We start from the raw sequence: 19,082 nt of genomic DNA, 5'->3' as shown, positions 1-19,082 counted from the left end.
CTAATTCTTTATTTAAGATACCATACAAAACGTATTACATCAAGGTATTTAACTACTTTAGCAGAAAAAAAGATGGCATGGTAGCGTTTTATCAATTTGAATTATTTTCTTCTTCTTTCAATAACATGAATTGGTGTTCCTTCAAAATCAAACGATGTTCTAATTTGATTTTCTAAGAAACGTTCATATGAAAAATGCATCAAATCAGTATCATTAACAAATACAACAAATGTAGGTGGTTGTATTGCTACTTGTGTTGCATAGTAAATTCTTAAACGTTTTCCATTATCAGTTGGCGTTGGATTATGGGCTACTGCATCCATAATGACATCATTTAATACTGAAGATGTAATACGACGACTATGATTTTCATTTACGCGTTTAATTAATTCAGGTATCTTAGATAATCGTTGCTGTGTAATTGCAGACACAAAAATAATAGGAGCATAACTAAGATATGCAAATTCTTGACGTATATTAGCCTCAAAATCAGATAATGAATGATTATCTTTTTCAAGAGTATCCCATTTATTTACGACGATAATGATACCTCGTCCTGCTTCATGGGCATACCCTGCAACTCTTTTATCTTGTTCCCGAATACCTTCTTCAGCATTTAACACAACTAAAACAACATCTGAACGATCAATAGCACGCATGGCACGTAGTACAGAATACTTTTCAGTATTTTCATATACTTTTCCGCGTTTTCTAATACCAGCTGTATCAATCATTGAGAACATATCGCCCTCTTCAGTATCAAAAGCTGTATCAATTGCATCACGTGTAGTCCCTTCAATAGGTGAAACAATAACACGATTTTCACCCAGTATAGCATTCACCAATGAAGACTTGCCCACGTTAGGACGACCAATCAAACTAAACTTAATTCGACTGTCATCTTCATCAGGAATATTTTCAGGGAATTTCTTTGTAATCTCATCCAATAAGTCACCAACCCCAAGGCCATGACTACCAGAAACTGGAAATGGTTCTCCAAATCCTAATGAATAGAAATCAAAAATATCTTGTCTAGACTCGGGATTATCAACTTTATTAACCGCTAAAATAACTGGCTTATCAGAACGATATAAAATTTTAGCCACTTTCTCATCAGCATCCGTTACGCCTTCTTTTACACTTACAAGAAAAACAATAACATCAGCTTCATCGATTGCGATTTGTGCTTGTTCAGTGATTTGCGTCAAAAAGGGTTCATCACCGATATCGATACCACCAGTATCAATCAAGCTAAATTTTTGCGCTAACCACTCACTATGAGCATAAATACGATCTCGTGTAACACCAGGAGTATCCTCAACAATTGAAATTCTTTCCCCGGCTATTCTATTAAAAACTGTGGACTTTCCAACATTAGGACGTCCAACAATTGCTACAACAGGATTTGCCATAGATAGTACCTCACTCTCTAAATATCTTTTGTAATAAATAATAAAAACGACTGAACTACAGTTCAGTCGTTACTTAAAAATAATATTTTAATTATTTGTTAGTATCTGCATCTTCTAATGCTTTACCTAAAATATCACCAAGTGTGAAACCAGTACTTTCTTCTGGCATACCACTCATTGTTGATTTAGGAGCTTTAGCTTTTGGTGCAGCTTTTTTAACTGTTTTTTTCTTTTCAGGTTTTTCTTCTGTTGCTGGTTTTTCTTCGAGAGCTTTAATTGATAAAGCTAAACGATGTTCTGCTGGATGTACTTCAAGTACTTTAACTTGAACAGCTTGGCCAGTTTTTAAAACTTCGCCTGGTGTAGCAATATGTGTGTAAGAAATTTGTGAAATATGAACTAATCCTTCAATTCCAGGCATAACTTCAACAAATGCACCAAATGTCGTTAAACGTTTAACAGTACCATCTAAGACGTCATCTACATGAATATCATTTTCAACATTATCCCATGGTTGAGGTAATGTTTGTTTGATTGATAATGAAATACGGTTCTTATCTAAATCGATTGCCAATACTTTAACTTTAACTTCTTCACCAACTGATAAGACATCTTCTGCCTTAGAAATACGGTTGTAAGAAATTTCTGAAATATGAACAAGTCCATCAATACCACCAAGATCAACAAATGCACCGAAGTTAGTTAAACGGGCAACTGTTCCTGTTACAACTTCACCAACTGTTAAAGTTTTAAGAGTTTCTACTTTTTGAGCATCTCTTTGAGCTTTAACAATTGCTTTATGTGATAAGATTAATCTATTTTCAGTTGGGTCAATTTCAATAATTTTGAAATCTAATGTTTGATGGTTATATTTTGATAAATCTTCAACAAAACGATCATCAATCATTGAAGCGGGTACGAATCCACGCACACCAGCATCAGCAACTAATCCACCTTTAACAACTTGTGTTACTATAGCTTCGATTGTAGCATCATCATCAGCTAATTTTTGTAAGTCATTCCAAACTTCACGTTCAGCAATTCTTCTTTGTGATAGTAAGTAACTACCACCTTCTTTATCGCCACCGATACTTGAAATAACAACTAAATCCATAACGTCACCAATTTTGACAACGTCTTCTGTTTCTTCACCAGCTTTAAGTGCTAGTTCTTTAGCTGGTACAACACCTTCAACACCGGCGCCTTCAATACCAACAATGACCTGTTTAGCATCATCGATAGCTAAAACTTCACCTTTTATAACAGAACCAACCTTAACTTCACTTACACTATTTAATGCTTCTAGTAAATCATTATTTTCTTCAATATTACTCATGGACAATGTCCTCCTTAGCGAATAAACTCTATTTATTATTTTAGCTGAAATGAAGAGTAATTACTAGTGCTAATACTCATTTTTCACATTTTATTTTATTATTTGTTAATTATATCCATAATTTTCTGTACGACCCCATCAATATTCATTGAAGTCGTATCTACAAGTATAGCATCTTTTGCCTGAATAAGCGGAGAAATTTCACGTGTAGAATCTTTTCGATCTCGTTCGGCAATTTCAAACTCTAAAACATCAAGTGTTGTATTAATACCCTTAATTTGATTTTCCTTAAATCGGCGAAGAGCACGTTCTTTAACACTCGCAACTAAGAATATTTTAACTTCAGCATTTGGTAATACTGTCGTTCCGATATCACGACCATCCATAACAATTGATCCATCTTCGGCAATTTCTTGTTGTCTTTTAACTAATTCCTTGCGTACACCTTCTTGAGCAGCAACCGTTGAAACATTATTAGTTACCTCAGGTTGCCTAATTGCTTGTGTTATGTCTAGATTGTTTATATAGACTAATTGTTCTGGATTTGCTGGTTTAAAAGAAATTATTGTATCTTTTAATAGACTAACTAACTTATCATCATTATCCAGCGCAACATTCTTTGCCATTGCTTCAAAAGTAATTGCTCGATACATTGCCCCAGTGTCGCAATAAACATAATTTAATTTTTTAGCAACTAATTTAGCGACAGTGCTTTTTCCTGCGGATGCCGGTCCGTCAATTGCAATTTGGATATTATTTTTCATCAAGTAATTCCTCCATAAAAATGGGATTGATTAGATATCAATCCCATATGTATATTATTTAACTCTTATTTTTTGTCCTGCACTAATAGAAGTAGTCAACCCTGGATTCATTTGTAGAAGTTGTTCTGTAGTTAACCCATTGTTTGCTGCAACACGATATATGCCTTGTCCTGCTTCGACAGTTACATATGACTTTGAAGATGCACTTGATGAACTATCAGAGCTGGTTGATTCACTAGACGCTGAGCTAGAGCTTGAATTAGTGCTAGAATTAGCTTTCTCTTTTGATTCAGAGCTAGCTTTTTCTTTTGATGCTTTTTCTTTCGATTCAGAACTAGCTTTTTCTTTTGATTCAGAGCTTTTCTTAGCACTTGAGCTAGAACTATCAGAATCATCAGTTTTGGTAACTATTTTTTTACTTACTGAACTCTCGCTTGTGGTTCTATCTTCTGGTTGGTATACTTTGTTACTTTCAACAATATAAAAAGCAATCGTTCCAATAATAATAGCTACAAAAACAACTAATAACCCCGTAGTTAATAATGAACTATTTTTACTTTTACGTCTATTCGCTGATCGAGAATAATTTCCATTATCGTCTCTATCGTCTTCGAATGATTTTTCCCAAGGCTTTTTTTCTGAATTATCTTTTTTATCACTCATTTTTCAATCCTCCTAAAAACAATTATCATTATTTTACCATAATAATCCAAATTATTCTCAAGATAATTTAAACAATCTTGAAATAATATTATCTGTTGATTGAATTAACTGCTTGTCATCATTTTTGATTATCTTTTTTTCTAATCCAATCTTTTGAAGTACATCCACATTAAATAACGCTGAGCAACAGAATTCATCATGTTCTATTAATTTCGATTCTCCAAAATGGTTTAAAATTTGTTGCTTTCGACAATTACTTGAATTAACAAACATTATCATATTTTGTAATCCAGTTTCTTTTTCAATTTTCCTTTGTCTAAAAAGGAACTGCACCTCTTCAACTGAGCTTTGTTTCTCATAGTAATAATCTAACAGTTTACCTTTTTCTTCTCCAAGACCAACTAATTCCTTATGTTTTTTAAAATACATCCTAATAAAATCATCATCTGGAATGGTTAAATCAATTAAGTTTCTTTGTAGAAACACATCATTTTCTTGAGAAAAAACAATTGCGATACTCTGCTGGCCATCTCGTCCAGATCGGCCAAATTCTTGTACGTAGCTTTCAAAATCAGCGGGCATATGATAATGGATAACGTATCTAATATCTTTTTTATTAATACCCATACCAAAAGCGCTTGTTGCACATATAACATCTATTTGATTTTCCATAAATTGTCTTTGTACCGTATACCTTGCCATATCATTCAAGTCAGCATGGTACGGTTCAGACCTTAATCCAGTGTTATTATTTATTAAATCTGAGACCTCATTTGCCTTTTTCTTGCTCGAGAAATAAACGATTCCAACACCCTTGATTTTATTCAATAAATTTAATAATTGTTTATTTTTATCAGATTCATCATGCACTTTTAAGACACTTAAAAAAATATTACTTCTATTAACCGATTTAATGATTTTATGAAAATCTCGACCTTCTGTTTTTAATTGTGTCATAATATCATTCTGAATATTTAGTGTAGCTGTGGCTGTCAACGCCAAAACGCAAGGTGTACCAAGTTTCACAATTGCATTATTCAAATCCAAATAATCAGGCCTAAAATCTGGTCCCCAAGTGGAGATACAATGTGCCTCATCTACAACAAATAGTGATACATCTATTTGTTTAAGGGCATTTATCACTTCAAATTGACTTAACATTTCAGGAGATAAATAAACAAATTTATAAGATTGTATATTTTTTAACACATATTTTTTTTCAGAATAACTCAATATTGATGTTAATCCAATAGCTGTCCCATTACCACGAAAATTAAATTGACTAACTTGATCTTGAATTAAAGATAACAACGGTGAAACGATAACTGTCGTACCATTCATAAGATAGCCAGCTAACTGATAACACAATGATTTCCCAGTCCCTGTAGGTAGTACTGATAACGTGTCTTGACCGGATAAGATAGTTTCTATGGTTTCTTCTTGGCCTATCATAAATGAATCGAATCCAAAGTATTCCATCAATTTTTCTTTTAAATTAATTTTGGACATCTATTTTACTCCTATAAATTTGATACAAACGATAATCGAAAAAATTTATATCAGGTTTCTTATTTTGTATTATTTTAAAAGGTACTTGATCAATATCTCTCCCCATAATTTCAGATAAATCATTAATTATTTTTTTTGTTAAAAAAGTATCAAATGGAAATTTTTCACTAATCATTGCTAATTCAAGTAAATGTTCAAAAATTGTACTAGTCTTCAATCCTCTACTTTTAGCCACATCACTAACAGATAGGCCCATAGTAATTAATCTCATCGTTTCCTTTGCACTTTCAGAAATAATTCCTGTTTTTAGAATTGACTGAACTAATTCTTTGAACACACTTTGTTTTTGCTCCTCAATCCAACTAGCAAAAAAATTTATTGTATCTCTGTATATTAATTGAATCTCCATTTCTGATAGATTCAACTCATTTGCTAACTGTTTATTGGTCAATCCATTAAGATTATGACCAATTAATTTGTTCATAAATATTAAACTAGAATTTGTATCAATTTCTTGCACGAACAATCGTAATTCTAAATTAACTTGTTTTGTTAGTATTGTTTTATCATTGTTAGAAATCCATTTTTTGATATTAAATTTAGTTAATTCGGATGTTACGACAGGATAATAATGACGATTAACAAAACTAAGTTCAGACACAACTTGTATAGCTAAAATACAAGTTTCTGACCATTCATTAAATTTATATTGATTTATTAATTTAGGGTGCTTAATTTGATATAAATCGCTTTTCGCTTTTTTTTGTCGAATTAAACCATTTTGCGTTAACCGAACTTGCCCATTAGATTCAGTGAGTAATTTATTTTGTTTCAACTTAGAAAGTATTTTTTGATATATTTCATTTGTAAATTGAGGATCAATACTAAAATAATCTAGCAAATCATAACGCATTCCCCAATATATATTGGAAACAGTATTCCGACCTGTAATAATGCTAAATATTACATTAGGTCGCCGATATTCGACATTAAACATTTGTAAGAGATAATCTTCAACCATAAAATACCATCCTTATAAAATAAAATGAGGAAGAATCACTTAAGAATTCTCCCTCATTAATTATACTATAGTTGTTTATATTTTTTATTATTTAACTGAACCCAACCATACATTCTCTGATATAAAAGACTAAATAACCCAACGACCAGAATTCCTTTTATAATATTAAAAGGAACAATACCAACAATAACGTACTTGGATACTGACATTCCGATATTCATACCGATAACATTCAAGTACACTGGTAGAATTACAAAATAATTTGCAATAGATAATACAGCAGTTAGTACAAAGGTACTAACTAAAACTGCTAAAATACTCTTTCCAAGTGTTGGCTTAAGGTTTCCTTTACCTTTGAGAAGATAATATGCTGGAAATGATACCGCCATTGATGCTAAGAAATTACTTCCAACACCTATCAAGCTGGCAATATCTGTTCCAGTTGAAACTAGATACAGCAATGAACGAACGACGGCAACCATCACACCGCTCATTGGTCCCAAAATAAAAAATCCAATTAAAATTGGTAAATCACTAAAATCAATTTTTAAATACGGAAAAATTACTGGGAAAGATAAAAACATTAATACGTATGAGATTGCAGCTAAGAATGCTGTAATCACAACTTTATAAACTGGTGACCGATTCATACTAGAAAACCTCCTGGAAGGCCATCTTCAATGAAGAACCTTTCAAGTAAATAAAAATGAACGCCATTAATCACTAAAGATTAACAGAGTTCATTTGAAATTACTTACTCAAATAAGCCCTATCTTCTTTATCCAGACTTTAACTGTCGGTACTGGAATTACACCAGTCCAGCCACATATACAATGTGGGTCGCGGACTATAACCGCCGGTCGGGAATTACACCCTGCCCCTGAAGACGAACCAAATATTTTATTACGCTACAAAATATAACATAGGATAAAATAAGTTACAATTATTTACGCTCGGCGATACTTTTCAATGCATGAACTTCTTCTTCAGATAACTCACGGTATTGACTTGAAGTTAATCCATATAAATCTAAGAATCCATAAGTTTCACGTTTTAATTTTTCCACGGGATGTCCAACCTCTGCCAACATATTTTTAACTTGATGATTTCGGCCTTCATGAATTGTTAATGAAACAATTGCTTTTTGCTTATTTTTATCTGCTGAAATAATTTTTGAATGAGCAGGAGCCGTTTTCTTACCATCAATTACAATTCCTTGACGTAACGTTTTTAAATCATCATTAGATGGAATACCATTCACTTTAGCGACGTAAGTTTTGTCAATCTTATACTTTGGATGAGTCATTTTGTTGGCTAACTCACCATCATTTGTCATTAATAATAATCCAGAAGTATCATAATCTAATCGACCGACTGGATAAATTCTTTCCCTTACACCTGGAAAATAATCCGTAACAACCTTACGATCTTTATTATCCTTAACAGCCGAAATAACTCCTCTTGGTTTGTAGAATAAATAATAGACTAATGGTTCTTCATTTAAACGAATACCATCAACTTCAATTTTATCTTCACTTGTGACCTTAATACCCAACTCACTTGCAACCTTACCGTTCACCTTAACATGACCTTCTGAAATCATTTTTTCGGATTGTCTTCGTGACGCAACACCTGATTGCGCCATAACTTTTTGTAATCTTTCTGCCTCTGCCATATTATTCCTCATTTTCTTGTAATTTTTCGTTAAAATTATTTAAAAAAAGTTTACCTATTTCTCCATCAAAATCTTGATTTTCACTAATCACTGGAAGTTCTTTTAGTTCAGTTAATCCAAAATAATTTAAAAATTGCGTCGTTGTTACATATATAATAGGTCTTCCTGGTACATCAAGACGTCCATTTTCACGAATTAGATCTAAAGCAATCAATTTTTGTAGTGATCCTGAACTTTGAACTCCTCGGATATCATCAATTACAAGTCGTGTCACTGGTTGTTTATAAGCAATGATAGCTAGCGTTTCCAGTGCTGCATTAGAAAGTCTTCTTGAATTAGGATTTTCAAAATAATCTTTAATTAAATCTGCTAATTTCTCTTTTGTTACTAATTGATAACAATCATTATATTGAATTAGCTCCAAGCTAGAATTTATATCATTTTTATACTTTAATGATAATTTTTCAAGTTGTTCTTTAACTGCTGAGTTCAATAATCCAGTTAATCTAGATAATTCTGCTAGAGATATTCCTTGATCCCCACTCACAAATAAAAGTCCCTCAATATTTGCTAAATGACTCACCTTCGTACCTCCTTAATACAATAATCTATGGTTCAATTTTTAAAATCTGAATCATTTCATGGCTATTTGCTTGTTTCAATTTAATTTGGTTTAATTTTGAAAGTTCTAATATTGCCAGAAAAGTAACAACAATTTCATCAACCGTTGTTATTATTTCAAAAAAATCACTAAATATTAAGCTCTTATTTGAATTTAGAATGATTTTTTTTATTTCTGATATTTTATCAGAGAGTGATGCTAGTTGCACATTAATTTTTTTCTCAATTGGTTGGTGATTTATTTGCTTTATTAAAACTCTTTTAAAAGCATTCTCAAGTGTTTCTAAATCCAGGCCAGGTATATCAAGTTGAGGTTTATCAAATCTATCTTTAGGAATACTACTTTGTTCCTTAGAAAAATAATTCGCACGTTTATTTTCCCTGACGCTCAACTCTCCAGCCGCCTCTTTAAAAATTTGATATTCAAGTAATTGTTCGACTAGACTTGCCCTTGGATCAGTTTGAGTTTCTTCTACATTGGAAAATTCTGCCGGTAATAACATTTGACTCTTAATTTTCATCAACGTTGAAGCCATCACTAAATATTGACCAATCACATCTAATGACATATTTGTAGTATCTTTAATAATAGTTAAATATTGCTCTGTTATTTCTGAAATTTGAATATCATAAATATCCATCTCAGAATCTTTGATTAAATGCAGTAACAAATCAAGTGGTCCTTCAAAAGAGGTTAATTTTAATGTTACCTGACTAATAGATTTAAATTTTTGACTCATTTTTTTGCATTTCCCATTTTTCAATTAATTTTGTAGTATCAATTGTACCCATGATTTTTTTATCAGGATATAGCGATAATACAGCGCTCAGAATCAAAAAACTAACTTTTTTATGTCTTTCATCTGGACTCAATGATATTGCCCGAACTACGACAACGTTGCCATCATTTTCAATACCAACTATACCAGTAAAATTACCTGCCTCATTTTTCCAAAGATACAAATCTCGATTTTCTGTATCTTGATAACCTTTAATTGCTAAATTAATTCTAGTAACATCCTTCAAGTCAGGTATAAATGACAACAAGCCCATCGCAATTTTTTCATAATCATTCTTATACTTAATAAGCATTATTGTTCTCCTCTACACGCACGGCATTCATGAGACAATTCATATATTTAAAAATAACTAATATACTTGTTTGTTACCGATATATTAATTTAACGTTGAACTAATAAATTATATTTTCAAATAATTTTATTTATTATCTCTTACCTACTAAAATAGTTTTCTATTAATCATCTGTTTCGTTAATTAATTCATCATTATTAGTTTCAAATTCCTCAGGCATTTTTATTAAAATAAGATTACCATCTTCTTGTTTAACATAACGCTCTTTTAGCAGATGTCCAACAGCTCTCTTAAATTGACCTTTGCTGATACCAAAATATTCTTTAATGTCTTCTGGATTACTTTTATCGGTAAAAGGTAATGTTTTTTCATCATTATGACTTAATGCAGCAATCAACATTGCTGCATCATCACTGATTGCTTCATAGGCACGTGGTTTGATAGATAGATTAATTGTACCGTCAGTTCTAATTCCAATTACACGTCCTTCTAATACTTGACCTAATCTAGGTTCATTAAATCTTTCAGATGGATGGATAAATCCAAGATAATCATCATCAGTAATTACAAAAGTTCCAATCATTTTTAAGCGAATAACTGTGAATTTCATATTCTTATTTTTTAATGAGTCATCAGGTTTCTTTGCAATTGATCGAAACATTTCCTCGTCCACAACATCACCCCAAATACGATCTTTAGCATCAATTTTAAGTCCAACCATCAATCGATCACCAGCTTTTGGCCAAAGTGATTTCATTTCTGGCAAATCATCTAGTGAAACTGCTACATCTTTGTCTGGTAAACCAATATCAACAAAGACACCTAGATCTCTTCTAACTTTTACAACATCTCCGAATGCATATTGATCAATGCCAGCTCTAGGAATTATTGTTGATAAACTCAAATCATGATCTTCGTTCTCATACACAAAACCTGTAACCATCGAACCATTTGCTAATTGACTATTTTTTTCATCTTTCAATAAATGCATTGTTATACCATCTTTTTGTACTAAAAATTCTGTATCATTCTCATCAGTTACCATTGCGGTAACAACTTGTCCCATTATTGAACTCATTTATTTCTCCCATTCAAAAAAATATTGTTTTTATATTTCTTTATTCATATTTTAAAATTACATACTCACATTTTACCTGATATTAGGCTTAATAGCCAATTGAATAGAAATATTGTGTAATAAAAAAAGTGATTAGACTATATGTCTAATCACTTTTTCCAATTTTAAAATATTCAAGTAAGGATTGATACAACCTGATAAATATTATCTTAATTAGTCAATTATATTCATGATTAACCCAATAAAATTTTTCATCGTCAATATCTTACCGATAAAACCAACTTAGGTTCATCACGTACTTGAACCTTAATATAATTAGTCTACTAATTGAACTTTCAAACTGTTTGTTGTTCCTTTTTCACCAACTGGAAGACCAGCAGTGATTAAGATAAGGTCACCTTTTTTAGCGAAACCTAATTCTTTAGCTTTTTCAGTTGCTAAACTAAACAATGCATCTGTTGATGCTGGTTTTTCAGCAATGATTGGGTGAACACCCCAGTTAACTGATAAACCATGACGAGTTTGTTCGTCAAAAGTAATAGCTAAAATATCTGAGTCAGGACGGTATTTAGAAATCATACGTGCAGTTTGACCAGATTTTGTAGCAGCGATGATAGTTTTAATACCTAAGCTATCAGCTGTTTCAGCAACAGCACGACCAATAGTTTCAGTAACATCATTTTTGTCAAATTCATTTAATGCAAATGAGCTATGTGCACGCAATGCATTTTCAGATTTTTCATCAATACGAGCCATTGTTGCAACTGATTCTACAGGGTAGTCACCATTAGCACTTTCACCTGAAAGCATTGTTGCATCTGTTCCATCAAATACGGCATTAGCAACATCAGATGCTTCAGCACGTGTAGGACGTGGGTTTTCTTGCATTGAATCAAGCATTTGAGTAGCAGTAATAACTGGTTTACCCAAAGCGTTACATTTTTTGATTAAGTCTTTTTGAACTAAAGGAACATTTTCAGCAGGAATTTCAACACCCATATCACCACGGGCAATCATTAATCCTTCAGAAACTTCCATAATAGCATCAATATTATCGATACCTTCTTGTGATTCAATCTTAGGGAAGATTTGAACATGTTCCATTCCTTTTTCTTCAAGTAAAGCGCGGATATCTAAAACATCAGCTGGTTTACGTACAAAACTTGCAGCAATGAAATCAATGTTTTGATCTAAACCAAAACGAATATCGTCTGAATCTTTTTCAGTAATACCAGGTAAGTTAATTGATACACCAGGAGCGTTAACACCTTTACGTGAACCTAAACGACCAGCATTCATAACAGTTGTTACTAATTCGTTAGCAGCTGTATCAATTTCATCAATTCTCATATCGATAAGACCATCATCAAACAATACATGGCCTCCAACATGAACATCTTCAATTAAACCTGGATAAGTAACAGCAATCTTTTCTTTTGTTCCTTCAAGTGAATCATCCATTGAAATACGAACAATATCATTAATTTCAAAGTTGATTTTACCTTCTTTTTGAACAGTAGTACGGATTTCTGCACCTTTAGTATCAAGCATGATACCAACCATTTTACCAGTAATTTTTTCTGCTTCATGAACTAATGTCATACGACCTAAATGTTCTTCATGGTCACCATGAGAAAAGTTGAAACGGAAAACATTAGCACCGGCTTCGATTAATTTAACAATTGTATCAAGATCTGAACTGGCTGGACCAAGTGTACTTACGATTTTAGTTTTTTTCATTAGATTATGATCTCCTCTTAGTTTACTTATTATTTATAAATAACAATAACAGTATTATATTATTTTGGTGTTGAAAGTCGTGTATTTAAGTCTAAAAGACTCAAATCTGTATGATGTTTATGTTCTTCAAGCGTTGCAACAATATCTTCAGCAACTAATTTGTTGTCTTTAATACCAATTGCTAATCCGCCTTTACCTTCCATAAGAAGTTGAACAGCATAATCACCAAAACGACTTGCTAAGACACGATCTTTGGCAGTTGGTACGCCACCACGTTGTGTATGTCCTAAAATAGTCACACGTGTTTCAAAATTACCATATGTGTCTAATTCAGCAGCAAAATCACTAGCTCCCATAACACCTTCAGCTAATACGATAATTCCTGAATCTTTACCATGTTCACGGTTACTGTTGAGCTTGTCTGCAATTTCTTGCATGTCATATCCTTTTTCAGGAATAACAATAACATCAGCACCACCAGCAATACCGGACCATAAAGCAATATCTCCAGCATTTCTACCCATTACTTCAACGATAAACGTACGTTGATGTGAACGAGCAGTATCGCGAATACGATCAATTGCATCAAGAGCTGTGTTAACAGCTGTATCAAATCCAACTGTGAAATCTGTATCAGGAATATCATTATCGATTGTTCCTGGAATACCAACAGCGTTAAATCCACGTTTTGTGAGTGCTAAAGCACCATGGTATGAACCATCCCCACCGATAACAACTAAAGCATCAATACCGAACTTTTTAAGTTGTTCGATACCTTTTAATTGTCCTTCAGCAGTTGCAAATTCAGGATAACGGGCTGAATATAACATTGTTCCACCGCGTTGAATAACATCATCAACGTCAGCATATTCAATTTTATGAATATCGCCAGCAACTAAACCAGCAAAACCATAATTAATACCGTATGCTTCTAATCCTTCACCAATTACACGACGTGCAACAGCACGAACTGAAGCGTTCATACCTGGCGCATCTCCACCACTTGTTAAAATACCAATGCGTTTCATTTCTTCACCTCAATAAGTAATTTAAGTACATATTTCACTCACTATATTAACACTTTTCAGAAAAGTTGTCTTGTTAAATGTGAAAATATTTTCAGTATTTTCAAGAATAAATTACTTAATGACGACATTTTCAGAACCTAATATTTTTGTAAGCGCTGTATGTGTTTCTTTGTCGTTCCTTAACCAATAAGTTCTATCTAAACTAATTTTACGATTGTCTTTTTCATAGAATAAAATAACCGGCGTTTGACCTAACCTTATTTTCATGGTTTGCATCAATTTTTCTATTTTTTCATTTGTTGTTTCTTTAGTAATCTTCAAAAACCATTTTTTTTGAGTTATTCGTTTAAAATAGTCATCTGCTAATTCTATTTTTTTAACAATAATTTGTAATCCTCTATTTGTTTCAACATCCCCCGAAACGACAACGACCTTATTTTTTTCAAGTAAAGATTCTTTCTGTCGAAATAAATCAGGAAATATTGTCAAATCAATCTCACTTGTTTCATCCGAACCATTTACAAAGGCCATTTGTTGACCCTTCTTTGTTCGAATAACTTTTACTCTCGTAAGATTAACTAAAATGGTTACATGTGTCTTATCAGATATTTCCGATATTTTTTTAAAATCGCTTTGATTTAGCTGTTTCCGATACTTCTCAACCGGATGTCCCGAAAGATACGCACCTAAATATTGTGATTCTTTTTCTAATCGAACCATTAATGGAAAGTTTGATTGTCTTGCTATCTTAGGCGTTAATAATTCAAATAAATTAGTATTATTCCCACTTAAGTCAATGCTGCTGATTAATTCTGGTAGGGCACTGATCAATTCAGCACGATTATATTCAAATTGATCAAAACACCCAGAATATATTAATGCTGAAATATTTTCCACATTTAAATATTTTTTGTCTATCCGATGCAAGAAGGATTGGAAATCTGTGAACGATTCTTTTTGTCGTAACGTAATGATATGTTCAATAAAGTCTTTTCTAAGTCCTTTTATACTATTTAATCCAAATAAAACAACATTTTGTATTAAACAAAACCCGACATCGCTCATATTAATATCAGGTAATTTAATTATTACATGATATTGCTTTGCTTCCACTAAGTATTCTTTTATTTTTTGCGGATTATTACCAACGGAATTTAAAATAGCTTCAAAAAATGCAGCTGGAAAATTAGCTTTAATATAGGCTAATTGAAAAGCAATTTTACTATAGGCAACGGCATGTGAACGATTAAATCCATAATTAGCAAACTGCTCAATATAACTATAAACTGTTTTAGCCACATCTTCTTGAATTCCATTATCATATGCCCCATTGATAAACTGAGTACGCATTTCATCAATAGTCTTTTTTTTCTTTTTACTCATTGCTCGGCGTAGTAAATCAGCTTCACCAAGTGTAAAATTACCCATCTTTGATGCGACCTGCATAACCTGCTCCTGATAAACTAATACACCATAGGTTGACTCAAGAATTTGTTTTAAACTATTGTCCGGAAATGTTATTTTTTCAAGATGATGTTTTCGTGCAATAAATGTATCTATATTTTCCATCGGACCCGGCCGATATAACGCATTTACAGCTGCGATATCTTCAAAAGATGTTGGTTGTAATTTTTTTAAAACGTTTTTGATACCATTAGATTCAAATTGGAAAACACCGGATGTATCACCTAATCTAAAAAGGGCTAATGTTTTTTCATCTTCTAAATTAATGAATGCTGGATTGAAGTCTGCTTGATAATTCTTTTTAACCTGTGTTACAGCTTGATCTAAAATATTTAAATTACGTAGACCTAAAATATCGATTTTTAATAAACCAACATTTTCAACTATATCTTTAGAATACTGTGTTAAAAGAATATCCTCACTTCCATTTTGTAAAGGAACAACTTCTCGTAAATCAATTTGGCTCAATACGACCCCTGCTGCATGCGTAGAGTAGTGTCTTGGAATCCCTTCGATATGCTGCGCAATTGTAAAAATATTTTTATTTTTGGAACTATCATTAACTAAATTACGTAATTTTTGTGATTGTGCTAGCGCCTCTGTCAACGTAATTTTCAAAACATTTGGAATTGCATCACTCCACCCTTTCATTTCAAAAGGTGATACACCAAATACTCGACCAACATCCCTCAAAGCCTGTTTTGCTGCCATTGTGCCAAATGTAATAATTTGAGCCATGTGATAATGTCCATATTTTTGATGTAAATAATTAAGGATTAGTCCACGTTTATCATCTGGAATATCTAAATCAATATCCGGCATCTGAACACGTTTTGAATTCAAAAAACGTTCAAACAATAAATTATATTTAATTGGATCAACATCCGTAATCGTTAAAACGTAGGCTGTGAGTGATCCAGCAGATGACCCTCGTCCTGGGCCAGTTATAATATTTTGCGAATGAGCATAGTTCATAATATCCCAAACGATTAAAAAGTAATCTTCAAATCCCATTTGTTGAATAACGTTTAACTCAAGTTCTAATCTTTGTTTATATTCCTTAGGTACACCATTTGGAAACCGCTCATTTAATCCAGTATTACACATACTTCTCAAATAACTATGTGCTGTTTCATTATTAGGTAATGGATACTCAGGTAGTTTGGGTTGTGAGAATGTTAATTCCAGAGACGTTTCATCTGCTAAATTTTGGGTTTCTTGAATTGCATCTGCCATTAGCAATTCTTGATATTGCTCCGTTATCTCTTTTGGATTTCTTAATGCATATTCTCCCTGAATTTGTTCATCAACTTTATTAATTAAAATCGTTTCACCAGTACTAATTGCCTTTAACACATCAATATCAAACTGATTTTCAGCATCCAAATAAGCTACTTCATCTAGCGCAATTACACGAATATCAAAATTTTGAGCTAAAGATTTAATTGATTGTGCCGTAATTTTATCCATTAAGTGAGATAGGCCAACTCGAATATTTTCTGAACCTATTAAGCTTTGATATTTGGCTAATAATTCTTTTGCATCGGATATTTGACTTTGTTCAATTAAATAACTAAATTCACTTTTTTCACTAGGTGATAATATAAATAAACCGTCTAAATAGTTAGTTAAACTACTAAAGTTTAACTTATCATCATTTAAGGTCATTTTTAAGGTCGATAATTGCATTAAATTTTGATAACCTTGTTTATCTTTTGCAATAAAGGTCAATTCATATTCATGGTTTGTTTCGATTAAACCGGAGATATCTAACGTTAGTCCGATAATTGGCTTAATTTCAGCTTTTTGACAGGCATTATAAAAATCAATTGCACCATACAATGTATTATTATCTGTTAAGGCAATTGCTTTATAGCCTTTACTTTTAGCACTTTGAACAAGATCATTAATTTTAGTGGTGCTTTGTAATAAGCTGAATGAACTTTTAACTTTTAACGGAACAAACATTTTATCCCCCTTTTCACGTATCTATTAATGTTATTATACAAAACTTTTTAACAATACCCAATAGACACTAAAAAGCTTTTGCAAAAATAATTATTTGTGCTAAAATTAGCTTTGAATGTGAGGTGCTGTTCTATGATGAAACAATTAACAATTCTCTTTTGGGGCTTCATTTTTGGTGAAGTAATTGGTTATATCGTAAGCTCACTAACTGGTACATTGTTTGCACCAGTTTTGTTAATCGGTATTATTTTTGCAGTTACCGGCTTAATTGTCGTAAATTGCCTCTACGCCATTCTCAAAGATCCTAAATCAGATAAATAAAAAAAGATAAACTAATTAGTTTATCTTTTTTTATTTGGTTTTATAAGACTACAAGGAAAAATTTGAGAAAGAAAGGTCTCAATATGTCCTCTAGTTTAACTCATCCTCACTATTTAATAATACCTATTTTGTTTCTTCAGATACTAATTTTATAATTTCTAGAACAACATCCGTTGCTTTTTCCATTGTTTCAACTGAAACAAATTCAAATCGCGCATGCATATTTTCTGCCCCAGCAAATATATTTGGTGTTGGTAATCCCATGAATGAGATTTTTGAACCATCTGTCCCACCACGTACTGGATAGATATCCGGTTTAATTGCTAAATTTTCCATAGCTTCTTTAGCAACATTCACAACAGTCATATCCTTCTCGATTACTTCACGCATATTGTAATATTGATCTACCATATCAATTGTCACACGTTCAGAATCAAAATCAGCATTCATTTTATCGGCAATACTCATCATATACTTTTTACGATCTTCGAATTTTTGGCGATCATGATCACGAATGATATAAACCATTTTTGCTTCATCGACTGTGCCTTCTAGTGAAATTAAGTGGTAAAATCCTTCACGACCTTCAGTTTTTTCAGGTACTTCATCTTGCGGTAATAATGAGTCAAATTGATTTGCTAACTTACTTGCATTAATTAAAACACCTTTAGCAGTTGCAGGATGAACTTCCTTACCTTGAATTGAAACAACTGCTTGAGCAGCATTAAATGTTTCATATTCTAATTCACCTAATGGTCCACCATCAACAGTGTACGCTAAATCAGCTCCAAAATCGGCTACGTCAAATTTATCAGCACCTACCCCAATTTCCTCATCAGGTCCAATACCAACTTTAATGTCACCATGCTTAATTTCAGGATGTGCAACTAAATAGGCTACAGCAGTAATAATTTCAGCTACTCCCGATTTATCATCTGATCCTAATAGTGTTGAACCATCTGTTGTAATTAATGTATTGCCTTTATAATTTTTTAAATTTGGAAATTCTTTAATAGTTAGTTTAAATTTACCATCATCGTCAAGATTAATATCAGATTCGCCATCATAATTTTCAACGAATTGGGGGTTAACACCCTCTGCTGTAAATGCAGCTGTATCCATATGTGAAATAAAACCAACCGCTTTAACGTTTTTACCAGCTTCTAAATTACTTGGTAATGTTGCTAAAACATACCCACTTTTTTCAGAAATACGTGCATCCTTTAATCCAATTTGTAAAAGTTCTTCCTTTAATTCTTTCGCAAATTCAACTTGAGTTTGCGTTGAAGGAGTTACCCCTGAATTTTCATCAGAACGAGTTTCTACTTTAACATACTTAATAAAACGTGGAATTAATTCTTCATATTTTGTCATGATAGCGTATCTCCTA

Annotated in this window: 16 protein-coding genes, 1 pseudogene and 1 riboswitch; of the genes and pseudogenes, 1 reads left to right on the top strand and 16 read right to left on the bottom strand. The window is 32.3% G+C overall.

The window, feature by feature from the left end:
* Positions 1-101: 101 nt before the first annotated feature.
* From der to dnaE, 15 genes and pseudogenes are all read right to left on the bottom strand, one after another.
* On the bottom strand, positions 102-1,412 hold the full coding sequence (gene der, locus ACE83Q_RS02215; protein ID WP_409022510.1) for a ribosome biogenesis GTPase Der: 1,311 nt from the start codon (positions 1,410-1,412) through the stop codon (positions 102-104).
* Positions 1,413-1,503: 91 nt separating this feature from the next.
* On the bottom strand, positions 1,504-2,748 hold the full coding sequence (gene rpsA / locus ACE83Q_RS02210) for a 30S ribosomal protein S1 (RefSeq protein ID WP_409022509.1): 1,245 nt from the start codon (positions 2,746-2,748) through the stop codon (positions 1,504-1,506).
* 98 nt (positions 2,749-2,846) lie between these two features.
* Complete coding sequence (gene cmk, locus ACE83Q_RS02205) at positions 2,847-3,512, bottom strand: (d)CMP kinase (RefSeq protein ID WP_409022508.1); 666 nt, start codon at positions 3,510-3,512, stop codon at positions 2,847-2,849.
* 54 nt (positions 3,513-3,566) lie between these two features.
* The gene (locus ACE83Q_RS02200; protein ID WP_409022507.1) at positions 3,567-4,175 is read right to left on the bottom strand and encodes a LysM peptidoglycan-binding domain-containing protein; all 609 of its coding nucleotides are present in this window, start codon (positions 4,173-4,175) and stop codon (positions 3,567-3,569) included.
* Positions 4,176-4,232: 57 nt separating this feature from the next.
* Positions 4,233-5,684 (bottom strand): RecQ family ATP-dependent DNA helicase, encoded by a 1,452-nt coding sequence (locus ACE83Q_RS02195; protein WP_409022506.1) that lies wholly within the window; start codon positions 5,682-5,684, stop codon positions 4,233-4,235.
* A complete protein-coding gene (locus ACE83Q_RS02190) occupies positions 5,671-6,705 on the bottom strand; it encodes a helix-turn-helix domain-containing protein (protein ID WP_409022505.1) in 1,035 nt (344 codons plus the stop codon). The genes ACE83Q_RS02195 and ACE83Q_RS02190 overlap by 14 nt, the downstream gene beginning before the upstream one ends.
* A gap of 65 nt (positions 6,706-6,770) precedes the next feature.
* Complete coding sequence (locus ACE83Q_RS02185; RefSeq protein ID WP_409022504.1) at positions 6,771-7,355, bottom strand: ECF transporter S component; 585 nt, start codon at positions 7,353-7,355, stop codon at positions 6,771-6,773.
* Between the two features lie 117 nt (positions 7,356-7,472).
* Positions 7,473-7,597: riboswitch (FMN riboswitch) on the bottom strand.
* Between the two features lie 51 nt (positions 7,598-7,648).
* Positions 7,649-8,380 (bottom strand): pseudouridine synthase, encoded by a 732-nt coding sequence (locus ACE83Q_RS02180; protein ID WP_409022503.1) that lies wholly within the window; start codon positions 8,378-8,380, stop codon positions 7,649-7,651.
* A gap of 1 nt (position 8,381) precedes the next feature.
* Positions 8,382-8,963 carry an SMC-Scp complex subunit ScpB gene (gene scpB / locus ACE83Q_RS02175; protein WP_409022502.1) on the bottom strand — a complete coding sequence of 194 codons (582 nt, stop codon included), beginning with the start codon at positions 8,961-8,963 and terminating at the stop codon, positions 8,382-8,384.
* 25 nt (positions 8,964-8,988) lie between these two features.
* The gene (locus ACE83Q_RS02170) at positions 8,989-9,741 is read right to left on the bottom strand and encodes a segregation and condensation protein A (RefSeq protein WP_409022501.1); all 753 of its coding nucleotides are present in this window, start codon (positions 9,739-9,741) and stop codon (positions 8,989-8,991) included.
* Positions 9,725-10,093 (bottom strand): N-acetyltransferase, encoded by a 369-nt coding sequence (locus ACE83Q_RS02165; protein WP_409022500.1) that lies wholly within the window; start codon positions 10,091-10,093, stop codon positions 9,725-9,727. The genes ACE83Q_RS02170 and ACE83Q_RS02165 overlap by 17 nt, the downstream gene beginning before the upstream one ends.
* A gap of 163 nt (positions 10,094-10,256) precedes the next feature.
* Positions 10,257-11,171: a S1 RNA-binding domain-containing protein gene (locus tag ACE83Q_RS02160; RefSeq protein WP_409022499.1), complete on the bottom strand. Its 915-nt coding sequence runs from the start codon at positions 11,169-11,171 to the stop codon at positions 10,257-10,259.
* 321 nt (positions 11,172-11,492) lie between these two features.
* Positions 11,493-12,911: pseudogene (gene pyk / locus ACE83Q_RS02155) on the bottom strand (pyruvate kinase); the annotation flags it as partial.
* A gap of 59 nt (positions 12,912-12,970) precedes the next feature.
* Entirely contained in the window at positions 12,971-13,939 is a 969-nt protein-coding gene (gene pfkA / locus ACE83Q_RS02150; protein WP_409022498.1) for a 6-phosphofructokinase, read from the bottom strand.
* A 111-nt stretch (positions 13,940-14,050) separates the two neighbouring features.
* Positions 14,051-17,371: a DNA polymerase III subunit alpha gene (dnaE, locus tag ACE83Q_RS02145; RefSeq protein WP_409022497.1), complete on the bottom strand. Its 3,321-nt coding sequence runs from the start codon at positions 17,369-17,371 to the stop codon at positions 14,051-14,053.
* Between the two features lie 132 nt (positions 17,372-17,503).
* Here dnaE and ACE83Q_RS02140 point away from each other — a divergent pair, with 132 nt between their 5' ends.
* A complete protein-coding gene (locus ACE83Q_RS02140) occupies positions 17,504-17,692 on the top strand; it encodes a YjzD family protein (RefSeq protein ID WP_409022496.1) in 189 nt (62 codons plus the stop codon).
* 123 nt (positions 17,693-17,815) lie between these two features.
* On the opposite strand, the gene pepT is transcribed toward ACE83Q_RS02140, so the two are convergent.
* Complete coding sequence (pepT, locus tag ACE83Q_RS02135; RefSeq protein WP_409022495.1) at positions 17,816-19,066, bottom strand: peptidase T; 1,251 nt, start codon at positions 19,064-19,066, stop codon at positions 17,816-17,818.
* Between the last annotated feature and the right edge of the window lie 16 nt (positions 19,067-19,082).

The sequence above is a fragment of the Dellaglioa kimchii genome (assembly GCF_046115505.1).
Classification (GTDB): Bacteria; Bacillota; Bacilli; order Lactobacillales; family Lactobacillaceae; genus Dellaglioa; species Dellaglioa kimchii.
This window is presented reverse-complemented; position numbering and strand designations above follow the sequence as displayed.